This window comes from Streptomyces sp. NBC_01478, from assembly GCF_036227225.1.
In the GTDB taxonomy this organism is placed as follows: Bacteria; Actinomycetota; Actinomycetes; order Streptomycetales; family Streptomycetaceae; genus Streptomyces.
The window spans coordinates 8923492-8938846 of sequence record NZ_CP109444.1; the positions used below are offsets into that span (position 1 = coordinate 8923492).

11 protein-coding genes are annotated in these 15355 nt (G+C 72.3%); 2 read left to right on the top strand and 9 right to left on the bottom strand.

What is annotated here, in order from left to right:
• Positions 1–60: 60 nt before the first annotated feature.
• From OG223_RS40050 to OG223_RS40060, 3 genes are all read right to left on the bottom strand, one after another.
• On the bottom strand, positions 61–693 hold the full coding sequence (locus tag OG223_RS40050) for a peptidyl-prolyl cis-trans isomerase (RefSeq protein WP_329259790.1): 633 nt from the start codon (positions 691–693) through the stop codon (positions 61–63).
• On the bottom strand, positions 690–4916 hold the full coding sequence (locus OG223_RS40055) for an NEW3 domain-containing protein (protein ID WP_329259793.1): 4227 nt from the start codon (positions 4914–4916) through the stop codon (positions 690–692). The genes OG223_RS40050 and OG223_RS40055 overlap by 4 nt, the downstream gene beginning before the upstream one ends.
• Positions 4917–5049: 133 nt before the next feature.
• Positions 5050–5934, bottom strand: a complete 885-nt coding sequence (locus OG223_RS40060; RefSeq protein WP_329259796.1) for a MurR/RpiR family transcriptional regulator — start codon at positions 5932–5934, stop codon at positions 5050–5052.
• 118 nt (positions 5935–6052) lie between these two features.
• Here OG223_RS40060 and OG223_RS40065 point away from each other — a divergent pair, with 118 nt between their 5' ends.
• Complete coding sequence (locus OG223_RS40065) at positions 6053–6817, top strand: SIS domain-containing protein (protein WP_329259799.1); 765 nt, start codon at positions 6053–6055, stop codon at positions 6815–6817.
• Between the two features lie 138 nt (positions 6818–6955).
• On the opposite strand, the gene OG223_RS40070 is transcribed toward OG223_RS40065, so the two are convergent.
• A complete protein-coding gene (locus OG223_RS40070) occupies positions 6956–7252 on the bottom strand; it encodes a hypothetical protein (protein WP_329265721.1) in 297 nt (98 codons plus the stop codon).
• Here OG223_RS40070 and OG223_RS40075 point away from each other — a divergent pair.
• Positions 7202–7459 carry a hypothetical protein gene (locus OG223_RS40075; RefSeq protein WP_329259802.1) on the top strand — a complete coding sequence of 86 codons (258 nt, stop codon included), beginning with the start codon at positions 7202–7204 and terminating at the stop codon, positions 7457–7459. The genes OG223_RS40070 and OG223_RS40075 overlap by 51 nt on opposite strands.
• An 8-nt stretch (positions 7460–7467) precedes the next feature.
• Here the strand turns inward: OG223_RS40075 and OG223_RS40080 are convergent, their stop codons facing one another.
• From OG223_RS40080 to OG223_RS40100, 5 genes are read right to left on the bottom strand one after another with little or no spacing between them, the layout of a single operon-like run.
• A complete protein-coding gene (locus OG223_RS40080; RefSeq protein ID WP_329259803.1) occupies positions 7468–8550 on the bottom strand; it encodes a class I SAM-dependent methyltransferase in 1083 nt (360 codons plus the stop codon).
• Entirely contained in the window at positions 8547–9746 is a 1200-nt protein-coding gene (locus tag OG223_RS40085) for a glycosyltransferase (protein WP_329259805.1), read from the bottom strand. The genes OG223_RS40080 and OG223_RS40085 overlap by 4 nt, the downstream gene beginning before the upstream one ends.
• A complete protein-coding gene (locus OG223_RS40090) occupies positions 9743–10555 on the bottom strand; it encodes an alpha/beta fold hydrolase (protein ID WP_329259808.1) in 813 nt (270 codons plus the stop codon). Before OG223_RS40090 ends, OG223_RS40085 begins: the two co-directional genes overlap by 4 nt.
• 3 nt (positions 10556–10558) lie before the next feature.
• Positions 10559–10861, bottom strand: a complete 303-nt coding sequence (locus OG223_RS40095; protein ID WP_327400548.1) for an acyl carrier protein — start codon at positions 10859–10861, stop codon at positions 10559–10561.
• Positions 10858–15354, bottom strand: coding sequence for a beta-ketoacyl synthase N-terminal-like domain-containing protein (locus OG223_RS40100; RefSeq protein ID WP_329259810.1), 4497 nt, complete (start codon positions 15352–15354; stop codon positions 10858–10860). The genes OG223_RS40095 and OG223_RS40100 overlap by 4 nt, the downstream gene beginning before the upstream one ends.
• Position 15355 lies beyond the last annotated feature (1 nt).

Below are 15355 nucleotides of genomic sequence, written 5' to 3' on the forward strand. Positions count from 1 at the left end.
TGGACCAGAATTCATCGGAGGTCAATGGGTTCCCATGTTGCTTTTAGGTTCCGGGCGCGATCAGTGCCGGTGCTCGTGGTCCGGGTGCGCCGGATCGCCAGGGTGTTCATGGCCGGCGGTATACACAACTCCGGCCTTGGCCTGGTCCAACCAACCGAAGAAGGCCCGCCGCCCCGCGGCCCGCCGCAACGCGCGCGCGACCCCCTCGCGTGCCTGCTCGTACGGCACGAAGTCCTCCGATGACACCCCGCCGAACGGGTCGACACCACGCCGCAGCGCCTCCGCCGTGAGAAAGCGGTCCCGGTTCCGGTCGTAGTAGTCCCGCACACTCGCCTCCGCGACCTCCTGCTCGCCCTCCAGCTCGGCCAGCAGCAGCCGCGCGGCCGGGGAGTGCGCGAGAGCCGCCGCGACGATGCTGCCGAGATCCGCGACATCGGTCTCGGCGACGGCGAGCACCCGGTCCGGCGCCACCTCCGCCGGAGGCTTCAACCCCCGCTCCACGCACGCCCGTTGGGCCAGCTCGTCGATGACCACCACCTGGGTCGCCCACCGCCGTCGCTGCCGCTCGGCCCGTGCGAGCGCCTCGGGCCGGGTGGCATCGGGGTCCCGGGCCGGTACGGCCGCCAGCAAGGCGTCCACGCGCCTCTTGGCGACGCCCGCGCCCCGCACCACGGCCGCATGCTCCGCCGTCACGGGGTCACCTCCAGCGCGACGGCCTCCGTGTAGGCGACACACTCGTGCCAGGCGACCTTCACCAGCAGCCAGTACGACCCCGGCGCCACCGCCGAACCGTCCACCTCGACCACGCACTCCCGCTCCGCGCCCCCGGCCACCGTGAACCCCTGGCAGCCCGGCTCGACACCGGCCCAGGTGCCCCACGAGGAGACGGCCCAGAGGGTGCCGTTGACGGGCCCCCGGGTGGTGTTGCGGACGGTCACGGGGACGCGGGCGCGTTCACCCGCGCGTACGGTGATCCGCTCAACTCCCAGCCGGGACACAAGCGTTGGCCCGTGGTGTCCGTCCGGCACGTCCAGCGCCACGGTGTCCTCGTACGTCTGCCCGCCGTAGGAGAGCCGCGCGGCGAGCCAGTGGCGGCCGGGGGCCGGGTCGGGCGGTGGTGTCACCGTGATCTCGGAGAGGGTGAACCCGGACGGGCCCAGCGCGTACGGCAGTTCGGCGGGTTCGGTGGTCCAGCCGGGCGGTACCTCGAAGGTCACCGTGCCGGACACCGGCGCGTCGGTGAGTTCCGAGCCGACCCGGACGGTCGCGGTGACCGGGCCGGCGGCGGTGAGTGTGCCGGGGGAGAGATATACCGACACCGGCATGTTCCCCCGGGGCGCGGGACCGGAGTTGTGCAGCCAGTAGCGGGTGTGGATCGGCTGAGCGGGCTCATGTGCCCCGATTCCGGGCCCGGTTGAGGTCTCGGCGGCGGTGGTCGCCAGCACCGTCGCGACCTCGAAGCCGGTCAGGTCGAGGGCGAGCCCGCCGTCCCGCTCCGGCGTCAACTCCTCACCGGGCGCCTCCAGTACGTCGGCCCGGGCGCCCTCGGTCCAGTCGCGCGGCCCGTGAATCCGGGCCCGCACCGGCCGGCCGTTCACCTCGTGCATCCGGACGACGACTCCGCGCCCCGGGTCGACCGGTACCGCGCTGCCCCGGGCGAGCGGGGAGCCGAGCGGCTTGAGGGCGTCGAGGACCACCTCGCCCGCCGGTTCCAGGGCGAGCAGGGTGAACTTCCTCGGCAGGGTGCCCTGGTGGGCGGAGGTGCGGAGGCGGGCCGTCAGCGGGTGGTTGAACTCATGCCCGGCCTGCGGGAGTCGCGCCGCACGCCAGTCACCCGCGCCCGCGACCACGGCGTACTCGAACTCATGGGTCCAGCGCTGGAGTTGGAAGGCGGAACCGTCGGGGGCCGTGCGGCGGGGCGGGTCGACCCAGATGCCGGAGGGCCAGCCGGTGCAGGAGCGCATGAGGGACATGTAGAGGTCGCCGGAGGAGGTCACGACACAGCCGGGCGTGCCCCGGTTGAGGACGGCGAAGCTGCGGCCGTCCCAGGCGTCGCCTGGCGGCAGGGCCTCGCCGCCGCCCGCCGCCGTGGCCGTGAGGACCGCGTCGTCGAGGTCGGCGATCAGCGCGTCGACCGCCTTGGCGTCGTCCTCGGGGCGGGCGCCCGCCACCACGAGCAGCGGCAGCCGTTCCAGGTCGCGCAGGTCGGCGCCGGGCACCCACTCCTCGCGCAGCCCGGCACGCGGCGCGACCCACACGGCGGCCACCCCCCGCTCGGCCAACTGCCGGCGCAGTTCGCGTCCGGCGGCCGGGTCCCAGCCGAGGGCCTCGGCGACCACCGAGTTGCGTTCGGGCGCGCCCACGGCGATCCGGAAGTCCGGGAGATTGGAGTCGACTTCGAGGTCGCCGTAGCGCGGACCGCCGGCGATCGTCGAGGTCGCGGTGACTCCGACGCGGACCAGCGCCGCCGCGAGCGGGGCACCGAGTTCACCGGCCTCGCCCCAGTCGGCGTAGACGAGTTCGGCGACCCCGATCGACCGGTGTCCGAGCATCCGCCCCGACTCGTCGTGCACCGCGACCCGCGCGGTGGACCCGAGTCCGAACCAGGTGTTCGCCGGGTTGTCGAGCGTCCACGGGAACTCCTCGCTGTCCACCTCGACGAACCCGAACCCGCGCCCGATCACCGCGTCCGCCACCTCGTGCACGGGCAGCCCGCCGGTCACGTCGGACGGCCAGCGCACCCGGATCAGCCGGTCGGCGCCGTCGTACCCGTCGATCGTGGTCGTCACGTCGAGGCGCGGGACTCCGGCCCACAGCGTCAGCCGCTGGGTGTACCGGAACAGTCCGAGGTCGGCGCTGACGGTGATCCGCGAACCGGCGGGCGAGTGCCGGACATCGATGTCGGCGGTGACGTCCCGGCTGCGGGCGGCGGTGGTCCCGGTCGGCGTGAGATGCCACGGGCCCTCGCCGAAGCGCGGGTGCCGCGCGTACTCCTCCTGTACGACGAGTTCGTTGCCGATGTCACCGGCTCGCAGCAACTCCCGCTCGTCCGCGCCGAGTTCGCGCAGGCTGCTGACGCCGCCGCCGCGCGCGGGGTCGACTGTCAGCTCGTAGAACTCGTTGCGGATGGTGAGGCCCTCGCCGGGCGTCCATCCGGCCACCGAACCCGGGGCGAGCGGGAGTGCCTTGAGGCCCATGCCGGGTACCTCCGGTACGACGACCCGGAGTTGATCGCCCTCGCGTACGGCGGGCAGGGGCAGACCGGTGTCGTCGAGGGGGACCATGCCGGGGTCGGCGACGGTGAGTACGTCCCGCCGGTCCCAGGTCGCCGCGTTGAACACGACCAAGTCTTCTGTGGCGCCCGGGAGTTGGGTGACCTTCTCGGCGATGGCCGCCGTCGCGTCGGCGTGCACCGCCTCCGCCAGGTCGTACAGCTCGCGCCAGCCGGTCATCAGGTCGATGTACACCTGGTCCGACTCGGAGCCGGTGATGGCGTCGTGGTGGGCGCCGTAGACGAGCTGCCGCCAGGCCTTGTCCAACGCGGCGTCCGGGTAGGGGTGTCGGGCGACCAGCGAGGCGAGAGTGGCCCAGGCCTCCGCGTCGGCGAGGAGGGTCTCGCCGTGGCGCTGGGCCTGCTTGGTGTCGATGTAGGAGACGTCCTTGCCGGTGTAGACCGGGTTCATGTCCCGGGTCTGCGGGGACGCCTTGCGGCCCTCCTGGTCCAACTCGGCGCGCACGGCGGCGAAGAAGTCCCGGGGGATTCCGCTGACGAAGCGCGGCCAGACGTAACGGGCGTTCCAGTCCCGGTGGATGTCCATCACCCAACGGCACGGCGGCGCGTAGTCCCCGCCGACCGGGAGCAGCACATTGCGGGTGAGCGCGACCTTCTTGAGCCCTCGGAACAGCTTCAGGGCCGCCGCTTCGGCCTCGGGGAGCGTGGGCGCGTTGTCGATGGCCCAGCCGGCGCCGTAGTGATTGACCATGTAGGCCGTGAGCAGCCCGCGCCCGGACGGGGCGATCCAACTGAACTCGGCCGGGAACTGCATGCGTTGGGGATCGCGCGGTTCCTCGCCGAAGACGGAGAGCGTCGGCCCCCACTGGTGGAACGGCCCGCGCGCCCACGAACTGGAGGACACTCCCGCGTCCGCCATCAGCCCGGGGAACTGCGGGTCGTGCCCGAACGCGTCGAGCTGCCAGGCGGTTTCGGGAGTCGCGCCGAGGATGCCGCGCTGAAAGCCGTCCCCGTACAGGGCGTTGCGTACGGTCGCCTCGGCGCCGGTGAGGTTGGTGTTCGGCTCGTTGTAGGTGCCGCCCATGATCTCGACCCGGCCGGTGCGGATCAACTCCCGTAGGAAGGCCCGCTCTTCCGGGAAGGCGTCCCAGTACGGCTTGAGGTAGTCGACCTCGGCGAGCACGAAGGTGTACGCCGGGTCGCGGCGGGCCAGGTCGCAGTGGGCGCGGACGAGGCTCATGCCGGACTGGCCGCGCGAGTCGAAGGTGCGGGCGGGGAGGCCGGTGGAGGCGGGGTCGTCGGCGACGTCCCAGGTCTCGGTGTAGGCGCCCTGGGTGTTCCACCAGACGGGGTCGTAGTGGAAGTGGCTGACCATGAACATGGTCCAGCCGGGCTCGGCGGCCGTGAACTCGGCGCTGTACGTGGCCAGTTGGTCGCCGTCGGCCGCCGTCACCTCGATCGCGCGCCGCTCGCCGGGCGCGAGGTCGCAGGTCACGGGTATCTCGGCGTGCGCGGTGCCGTCCTCGCCGACGACCGTCTCCGCGCTGCCGTGCAGGCCCGGCCCCTCGACCGTCAGGCGGACCGGCCGGCCGGGGACATGGGCGAGTTCGGCGGCCACCACCTGGAGCGGATGCTCGGCGGTGCCGACGAACAGCTCGGTCGACAGGGCAGCGGTGACACGCATGGGTCTCCTACCAGAGGCTCGGCGGAGCGCCCATCCTGACACCGCGAAGATGATTCAAACAACCATCCCCGCGTAACTTCGGTGGTTCATCCATGCAGACTCGGCCGAGATCACGACCCGGTCTCGGCTCGGATCACCGGCCCCTGCGGGACTTCACCGTGTGCTCCCCGGCGATGTGGTCGGTGAGGGCCAGCGAGGCGCTCGCGCGCTGGTAGGAGAGCTGCGCGATGCGGACGTAGAGGCAGTCGATGAGGACCAGCACGGAGTGGCGGGCGCCGATGATGCCGGTGGGGAAACTTGTCGCCGAGGACGAGGAGATGAGCCGGATGTCGGCGGCGCGGGCGAGCGGGGAGCGCGGGTCGGAGGTGAGGGCGACCGTGGTGGCGCCGCGCTCCTTGGCCAGTTCGAAGGGCTCGAGGGTCTCGCGGGTCGAACCGGAGTGGGAGATGCCGATGGCCACGTCCGCCGGGGTGAGCAGGGCGGCGGAGGTGGCCGCCGCGTGCACCTCGGTCCAGCCGCGCACCGCGCAGCCGATGCGGAACAGCCGGGTCTCGGTCTCCTGCGCGATCGCCCCGCTGCCGCCGGTGCCGTAGACGTCGATGCGCCGGGCGCGGGCGGCGGCGGTGGCCGCGCGCTCCACCGCGTCGAGGTCGATCCGGTCGATGGTCTGCTGCACCGCGCGCAGGTCTGCACTGCCCACGACCTGCACGACCCGCTCCAGATCGTCGTCCGGGGAGATGTCCGGGCCGATCTCGGCGGTGCCCCAGTCGGAGACCTCGCCGCGACCGCGCTCCTGGGCCAGTTCGATCAGCAGATGCTGGTACGAGTCGAGGCCCACCGCCCGGCAGAACCGGGTCACCGTCGCCTGCGAGGTGCCGGTGCGGCGGCCCAGCTCGGCGGCCGAGCAATGGGTGACGGCGGCCGGATCCTCCAGGATCAGCTCGCCGACCTTCCGCAGGGAGCCGGCCAGCCGGGGCAGCTCGGTGCGGATCAGGGTGGTGACGTCTGTCGGGGGCATGTGGAGAAGGTATCAGCCACCCCAGAGGCCATCGATTGAATACCAGGACCGCATATGATTTATTGATTCATTGATCTAGAAAGAACAGGTGGTTTGATCCACCGGTGGGGAGAATCGCGTGTCCGCCGAGTCCGTGAGCGCCGAGACCTTCGCGCGCGAGAGCCTGGCCGTCCTCCAGCACATCACCGAGTCCAGCCGCGAGACCGTGTCCCGCGCCGCCGAACTGATCGCGGACTGCGTCCGCACGGACGGCGTCATCCAGGCCTTCGGCACCGGCCACTCCCAGGCCATGGTCCTCGAACTCGCGGGCCGCGCCGGGGGTTTGGTGCCCACCAACCGCCTGAGCATCGCCGACCTCGTCCTCTACGGCGGCGACGCCCCGAGCGTCCTCGACGACCCGCTGCTGGAGCGGCAGGCCGGAGTCGCCGAGCGCCTCTACGACCTCGCGGCGCCCCGCCCCGAGGATCTCTTCGTGATCATCTCCAACTCCGGTGTGAACAAGGTGATCGTGGAGATGGCCCTGCGTGTGAAGGAGCGCGGGCACCGGCTGCTGGCCATCACCTCGCTCGCCCACACCCGCGCGGTCCCGGCCGGTCACCCGAGCGGCAAGAAGCTCGCCGACCTCGCCGACGTCGTCCTCGACAACGCGGCCCCGCGCGGTGACGCACTCCTCGAACTCCCCACCGGGGGAGCCGTGTGCGCGCTGTCCACGCTCACCGGCGCGATGCTCGTGCAGTTGTCGGTCGCGGAGGCGGCTGCCCGACTGCTCGCCTCGGGGGAGCGCCCGCCCGTATACGTCTCGGCCAATGTGCCGGGCGGCTTCGAGGGCAACCTGGAGCTGGAGGAGCGGTACGCGGGGCGGATTCGCCGTACGGCGAGCTGAGTCGAGGCCTGTGGACGAGCGGCCGGAGCCCCCGGAACCGGGCCGCGACCGCTCGTCGTCACCTGCGCCGCACTCGACGGGAGTCGGACAGGAATTGCTGGAATCACCGAGTGATGCTAGGCGCGGTGAATGCATCATTCAATGGGGGCCAGCCGGTAGTCCGCCCGTGCGGAGCACCGTCGGGCCCTCCTCCGCGATGCGGTCGAGCACGGCCGACGGCAGGCCCTCGTCGGTCACGACGGTGTCGAGCCGGTCCAGCGCGGTCACGTTGAACCGCTCCACCGTGCCCCACTTCGCGCTGTCGGCGAGCAGCGCGACCGAGCCGGCCGCCTCCATCACCGCCTGCCTGAGCAGCACCTTGTCCATCGAGAAACTCGTCACGCCGTGGGACAGGTCCCAGGACCCGGCGCTCAGGAAGGCGAGGTCGAGATTGATCGCGCCGACCGTCCTGGCCGCGAGCGCGTGCGTGCCCGCGGCTGTGCCCGGGACCGGTCCAAGCTCGCCGACTGGGACACCTTCTGGAAGACGGCAGAGGCCAACGAGTGCCGGTGGAAGGACGGTCGGCGGCTGGTTTTCGGCAACCGGACCGACGGGATCACCGCGGACGAGTTCGCTCGTGCGCTGGAGACCCTGACTGCATAGGAGACGGCTCAGTCCCGCCGCGCCACCAGCCGATACGCGTTCGACACCCCCAGCCGGTGCGACAGCCGCTTCACCACGAACCGGTCCAGCAGCGTGCCCAGGATCAGCGCCGGGATCCCCGCGATCAGGACCGCCGCGCGGAGCACACGGGCCAGACCGGTCGGGGGCTTCGGCAGCCAGGGGAGGTCGTCGCGGGGCGCGGCCGTGTCCAGGGCCAGCCAGGTGCCGGCGAGGAGGTCGACCGGGTCGTGCGGCTCCGCGTGCTGTTCGGCCACGACCGTGAAGCCGAGGTCCGTGAGGCGGGCGCGCAGGTTCTCGACCGGGACGAAGTGCAGGTGCTGCGGCTGGAGCCACGGCAGCCACCAGCGGCCCAGCAGCCGGGAGTAGCGGCTGTCGGGGTCCGGGACCTCGATCAGCAGATGCCCGCCGGGACGAACGGCCGTGTGCGCGGCGGCCAGTTCGCGCTCGGGCTCGGTGCTGTGCTCCAGGTAGTGGAACATGCTGACGACGTCGTAGTGGCCCGCGAGATTCGGGGCCAACTCGGGGAAGCTGCCGCGATATCCGCGCTCCACCCGCCCCGCCTGCTCGGCGAGTTCGGCGCCGTCCGTGAAGTCGAGGCCGTCGAAGGTGGTGCCGGGGTACACCGTGCGGGCCGACTCGCAGAAGTGCCCGTGCCCGGTCCCGACGTCCAGCCAGTTCTTGGGCGTCGGGGAGTGCGGGAGCAGTGACTGCGCGCGCTGCTCGTACATCTTCGTCCGGGCCGCGAAGGTGTTGCCCAACTGCTTCTCGCCCAGGCCGTCGTAGAAGTCCCGGTAGTAGAACTCCAGCCCCGCCGGGCTCAGTCGGGGATTCTGGAAGGTGTGCCGGCACTCCTCGCAGCGGTCCAGGACGAACGTGCCCGGCTTGTGCTGGATCAGGTCCTTGGTGCGCAGCCGGGTCCGCAGGCGGGGCGACTCGCACCAGGGGCACGTCTCGCGCCTGGGCTCGAAGAAGCGGTCCAGGCCGTCGGCCAAGTCGGCCTGGTAGACGGGGCGCAGCGCCGCCACCTGCTCGGTGCGGCTCGGGGGCTTGGGGTCGTCCTCGGTGCTCACGGGGTCTCCTTCGGGGGCGCGCCGGTGGCCAGCAGCTCCAGGTGGGTGGCCGCCGCGCGGGTCCCGCCGGCCGCGCGGAACGCCGTACGGACGCGCTCGGCCGCGGCGCGGTGGTCGGGTTCGTGGAGTACGGAGTCGATGGCCGCGCCCAGCTTGGGTGCGGTGACCCGGCCGAAGCGGACCCGGATGCCCGCGCCCGCGCCGGTGACCTGGCCGGCGATCACCGGCTGGTCGTCACGGATGGGCGCCACGACGAGGGGGACGCCGTGCCACAGCGCCTCGCACACCGTGTTGTGCCCGGCGTGCGAGACGACCGCGTCCGCCCTCTCGAGCAGCGGGAGTTGGGGGATCGAAGGCAGGACGAGGAGGTCCTTGTCCGCTGCGTCGGACGGTTCCAGCGCGCCGCCCGGATCCGCGATCACCGCCTGGACGCGGTCGGTTCGCGCCCGCAGTGCCGTCACGCACTCGGTGAGGAAACGGGCACCCACATCGGTGTTGGCGGTACCGAGACTGACCAGCACCAGGGAGCGGGACCGGTCCAGCCAGTCCCAGGGGAAGTCCGGCGCGGCCGGGCGGGCCGCGATCGACGGGCCGACCCAGCGGATCTGCTCGCCCTGCCGCGCCTCGGGGCCGACGAGTTCCGGGGTGCTGAACGCGAGCACCAGATGCGGGGAGAAGCGCGGGTCGGCGGTGCCCGACGGGTCGCCGATCTCCGCGCGGAGTCCCTTCAGCAACTCGTCCAGCCAGAGGCCGACTTTGGGCATGCCCGCGAAGACGTCCGTGAACTCGGCCGAGGTGGTCGCCGAGGTCGCCCACGGGATGCCGAGGCGCTCCGCCACCAGACCGCCGGCCAGGGCCTGTTGGTCGGCGACGATCACATCGGGTCGGAACTCCTCGACGGCGGCGGCGACTCCGGGCGCCATCTGCTCGGCGAGCGGTGCGAGGAAGGCCTCCCACAGGAACTTCAGCGCCTCCGGCCCACGGATGTCCGGCGGCCGTACGCCCTCGCCCGTGCCCGGCACCGGTCCGGCGCACGGGAACACCCGCGCCGACCCGCCCGCGAGCCGCCGTACGAGATCGGGGTCGGCGCACGCCCACGCCAACTCGTGTCCGCGTGCGGCGAGTTCGGCGGCCACGCCCGTCGCCGGGTTGATGTGGCCGACCAGCGGCGGTACGACGAAGAGGAACCGGCTCACCGGACGCCCGCCGTGCGCGCGTTCGCCTCTTGGATCAGGGAGAGGATGTGGCCGCCGACCGTGCCCGCCGCCTCGACCAGCACGGAGTGCTCGTGGCCGGGGACGACGACGGTCCGGCAGTCGGGGAGCACGGACTCCAGCCAGGGGGTGAGTTCGGCGAGGTCCGAGTCGCCGCCGTAGACACCGAGCACCGGGCAGTGCACCGCGCGGATCTGATCCTCCGTCAACACCCCGCTGGCCGGGATGTCCTGGGACAGGGAGGTCTCCCGGGCCAGTCGGGCGGCGCCCTTCGCGAGGCGGGCGGTGTTGTGGCCGCGGTTCGCGCTGATCCAGGCGATCGCGTCGTCCTCGTTGTGCGCCAGCTCGTGCAGCACGCGCTGCAGGATGCCGCCGAGTTTCGGTGCCCAGGCCGCCGTCGCCGGTTCCGACTCGATGAGGGAGACGCTGGCGGCCCGCTCCGGATGGCGGGCCGCGTAGCCGAACGCCACTGTCCCGCCGTAGGAGTTGCCGACCAGATGGACCGGTCCGGTCACCTCCAGGCGGTCGAGCAGCGCCTCCAGGTCGTCGATGTTGTCGTCGAGGGTGTAGCCGGTGGCCGGCCGCCCGCTGCGGCCGTGGCCGCGCAGGTCGTACATGACGACGTCGATGCCGGCCAGCGCGAACGGCGGGGCGATGGTGAAGTAGTAGCTGGCCAGGCTGTCGGTGAGCAGACCGTGCACCAATACCGCCGTCGCGATGGGGCGGCGGCCCTCGGGCGGGCTCATTCGCTGTACGTGCAACCGGAGTTGACCGGTGTCGACCATCGCCATGGCTCAGCCCGCCTCGGCTGCCTTGAGGCTCTGCACGACATACTCGACGAGCCGGCCGACGGTGAGTTCGATGATCTCGTCGAACTCCATCCCGGCCAGGAACTCGGCGAAGTTGACCTTCGTGCCGTAGTGCTCCTGGAGCAGACCGGCCAGGGTCACCAGGTCGATGCTCTCCAGCTCCAGATCACGGTTGAAGGTCGTCGTCATGGTGATCTCGACGTCGTCGACGCCGTACTCGTCCTCCAGGAGCGTGGTCAGCATGCCCGTGAGGTCGGCGAGGACGGTGTCCTCGGTGGTGGGGGTCATCGGTCGTACTCCTCTTCGTGCGCGGGTCCCGTCGTCCAGGCCACGACGTAGGTCCTGTCCGGCAGATTGGGGGGATTGCCGGCCGGCTCGCAGTGCACCGTGTAGGCGCGTTCCAGGCGTCCCGACACCAACAGCCGTGATCCGGAGTCCACTTGGAACACGGCGAAGTCGCGCGGTCGGCCGCCGAAGCCGGTGCCCTCCGCCTTGGCGACCGCCTCCTTGGCCGCCCAGAAGCGGGCGAACCACAGCGCCTCGGACTCGCCGGTGGCCGCCGACTGGGTGTGCAGCAGAGCGAGTTCCTCCTCGCCGAGTGCGGTGGTGAGGGTGGCCGGGGGGCGTTCCACGACCTCCTCGATGTCGATCCCGGGGCCGGGGCCGGGGGAGTGCGGCCGGACGATCGCGACCGCCGCCTCGGCGCGATGGGCCAGCGAGACATCCAGCGGGGGCAGGGTCCGGCCGTGCAGACCGGTGACGTACGGGCGGCCCGACTCGTCGTTGTGGACCCGGATCTCCGCCGGATAGACGGGCCCCTCGCCGTGGCTCCACAGCCACTGCCGTACCGCGTCCTTCACCGCGATCCGGCCCAGCAGCCACTGCCGGCGCCCGCGCGGCGGATGCTCGGCGTACTGCGAACGCTCCACGCTGCTCAGGGAGTTGCGCATGATCAGATCGCGCGAGGCGAGGTCGGGCCAGCGCTCGTTCAGCAGGGTCCGGCCGCCGGGGCGGGCCTCGGAGAGGGTGTTGCGCTCGGGGAAGCGCTCGACCGGCTTGGTCTGCGGGTCGTTGTCGAAGCGCCGGTCCTGCCAGCCCGTCAGCTCCGCCCACACCTCGCCGTCGACCGTGAGCTGTACGTCGGCTTCGAGCGCGGTGTCGGTGAGCGAGGTGATCCGCACCAGGCACTCGACGTCCGTGCCGGGGCGCGGATGGGGGCCGTAGAAACGCATCTCGCGCATGCCGACCGGGAAGACGACGGTGCGTTCGGTGCGGGTCGCCATGATCCAGTAGCCGAGGATCTGGCCGACGTTGTCGAGCAGGGAGCCCGGGGCGGGCGGTGTGGTGATCGTGCCGCGTACGTGGCGGTCGCCGATCGCGGTGAGTTCGGTGACGCCCTGGAACGCCGGGCCGTGGAACATCCAGCGCTCGTCGTAGAGATGGGCCGCGGTGTGGTCGGGGACGCGCTCGGTGGTGGGGTCCGGGCGGGGGTGCGGCGGGGGTGACGGGGCGTGGGCGGGGGCCAGTTCGACCACGCCTCGGGCGTGCGGGCCGAAGGAGACGGCGAGTCGGTTGGTCGTGTCCGCAACTACGCGTACCGGTACGTCGATCGAGGGCGTCGCCGTGAGCCATCGGTCGAACCGCGCGTCGTGCACGGCGACCGCGCGCATACCGGGCGCGGTCCGCTCCGCCGCCTCGATGATGTGCTGGACGATCGTGGTGGCGGGGACCACCGGCCAACGGTCCGCCACGTCGGGCCAGTTGGGGCGTTGCGGGAAGAAGCAGTGGTCCATGAGGTAGGGCATGGACTCGGGGGAGACATGGACCGTGGTCTGCCATTCCCGTGGGGGAGCGGGAGGCGCGGCCGCGATGCGGGGTACGGGGGCGGGCGCGGTCGGTGTGCCACGACGGCTGCCCGCGCTGATGAGTTGGGCGGCCGTGTCGGCGGTGTCGCGCATGAGGGCGTGCAGTTCGGCGGCGGCCGGGAAGCGGTCGGTGAGGGCGTGGAGGGGGGACAGGGCGGCGAGGGCCGGCGTGTGCGCGGCGGCCGGTGTGCGTAGTTCCGCCCGCAGCTTCACCAGGGTCGGGGCGTCGAGGGACACGAGTGCGCCGGCCATGTCGAGCCGTACCGGGGGCCGTTCGTGTCGTGGAGCGGGTTTCCGCAGGGCCAGTGCCAGCGGATCCACCGTCGCGCCCGCGGACCACAACGCCACGGCCACGCGCCGGAGTTGGGCCAGTCCGGAGCGGTGGGGCGAGTTGGCGGCGACGACCAGGTGGTCGCGTCCGCCGAGCGTGGCGTCGATCAGGGAGCCGAGCTGGCCCGTGCCGACCTGGACGAACGCGCGATGCCCGGCGGTGTACATGGCCTCGACGAGCTGGCGGAAGCGCACGGGTTCCAGGAGGTGGCGGATGAAGAGCTCACGTACCGCCTTCTCGTCCGAAGGGAACGGCGAGGCGGTCGTTCCCGACCACAGAGGGACCGTCGGCGGATGGAGGCGGAAGCGGTTCGTGGCCTCTTCGATCGGCGCGAGGTAGGGCTTCAACATCGGTGTGTGGAAGCCGGATTGGAACGGGAGGACCTGACTCAGGACGCCCTGCGCGCGGAAGGACCGCACGAAGGCGTCCACGGCTTCGGCGGGTCCGCACACCATCGACTGGCCGGGCGCGTTGTCGTGGGAGAGCACGATCCCGGCGCCGGTCCACTCGTCGGCGAGCGCCGCCAGCACGCGCTCGGCCGGGGCGCCGATCGCACCGAAGGCCAGGCCCGGCACCGTCACCGAGTCGGGGTCGAACGACTCCATGAAGTCGCTGACCTCGTCCGGCGAGTACACCCCGGCGGCCGTCATCGCGGTCCACTCGCCGACGCTGTGTCCGGCGACCGCGTCCGGGGCGACTCCCATCCTGCGCAGCGCGGCGTCCAACAGCCGCCCGACACCGACGACATCGAAGCCGTGACGGCCGACATCCCCCACCTGAGCCGGAGTTGAGGACTTGTTCTCGCGCAGTCCGAAGTGCGCGGCGATGTCCTCGACCCGGGGCGTGAAGTCGCCCTCGAGACCCGGGAAGACGAACGCCAGCTTGCCCCCGCCGGGCCCGATCAACGGACTCGGCGTGAACCACACATCGCTGCGGCCCTGCCACGCCCGCCCCTTGGCGATCGCCCGGCGGGCCAGCGCGAGCCGCTTGGCGTCCGGGGCGACGATGCCGAGCCGGGAGCGCCCGGACGGGGGACCGGTCCGGGCCGAAGCCGCGGCCAGTACGGCGGAGTCGTCGGCGTCCAGCAGGGCGGCGAGGGCTTCCGGGCTGTCGGCGGCGAGGATCAGCACGCGCTCCGGCTCGTCGACGACCACCGCCGACGCACGTGACGCGCGCGCCCCCGGCGCCTCCTCCAGCACCACATGCGCGTTGATGCCGCCGAACCCGAACGCGTTGACCGCCGCCCGCCGCACCGGCTGCTCGGCCGTCGTCTCCCAGGGCGCCGCCTTCTCCAGCGGACGGAACCGGGTCGCCGCGAGCGCCGGATGCGGGTCGTCGCAGTGCAGGGTCGGCAGGAGCATGCCGTGGTGGACGGCGAGGGCGGCCTTGACCAGACCGGCCACTCCGGCGGCCGGCATGGTGTGGCCGATCATCGACTTCACCGAGCCGATGACCGCATCACCGTCGGGTCCGAACACCTCTGCCAGCGTGGCCAGTTCGGCCCCGTCACCGGCGGGCGTCGCCGTCCCGTGCGCCTCCAGCAGACCGATCGAATCGGGGCGCGCCGGGTCGAGGCCCGCCGCCTCCCAGGCCTGTCGTACGGCGTGGGTCTGACCGGCCGAGTCCGGGTTGACGAGGCTTGCGGCGCGCCCGTCGCTGGACACACCGGTGCCCCGGACGACGGCGTAGATCCGGTCGCCGTCGCGTTCGGCGTCGGCGAGGCGCTTGAGGACGACGACTCCCGTGCCCTCGCCGATCAGGATGCCGTCGGCGTCGCGGTGGAAGGGGCGGATCCGCTGGCTCGGGGAGAGCGCGCGCAGTTGGGAGAACACGCTCCACAGCGTGATGTCGTGGCAGTGGTGGACGCCCCCGGCGAGCATCAAGTCACAGCGCCCGGCGGCGAGTTCGGTCACCGCCTGGTCGACGGCGATCAGCGAGGACGCGCAGGCCGCGTCCACCGTGTAGGCCGGGCCGCGCAGGTCGAGGCGGTTGGCGACCCGGGACGCCGCGAGGTTCGGTACGAGGCCGATGACCGACTCGGGACTGTCGGGGCCGAGCCGTTCGGTGAACGCCGTGCGGATCCGCTCCAGTTGGCCGGGATCCAGGTCGGGCAGCAACTCGCCCAGGGTGCGGACGAGTTGGCCCGCCGTACGGACCCGCTGGTCGAGGCGGACCAGGCCGGGGGTGAGATAGCCGCCCCGGCCGAGCACGACACCGACGCGCTGCCGGTCGGGCAGACGGGACTCGCCACCCGCGTCGGCGAGGGCGGCGGCGGCCACATGGAGGGCGATGAGCTGGTCGGGTTCGGTGCCGGGCACCGAGTTCGGCATGATGCCGAACCGGGTGACCTCGACCTCGGCCAGCCCGTCCACGAATCCGCCGCGCCGGCAGTACACCTGGTCGGCCACGGCCGGACCGCTCGCGGAGTCCGGGCGGTAGTAGTCCGCGTCCCACCGGCCGTCCGGCACCTCGCTGATGGCGTCCGTGCCGGCCAGCAGATTCCGCCAGTACGCGTCGAGGTCGGCGGCGCCCGGCAACAGCACCGACATTCCCACGATGGCGACCGGCACTTGACGGTCCGTCATG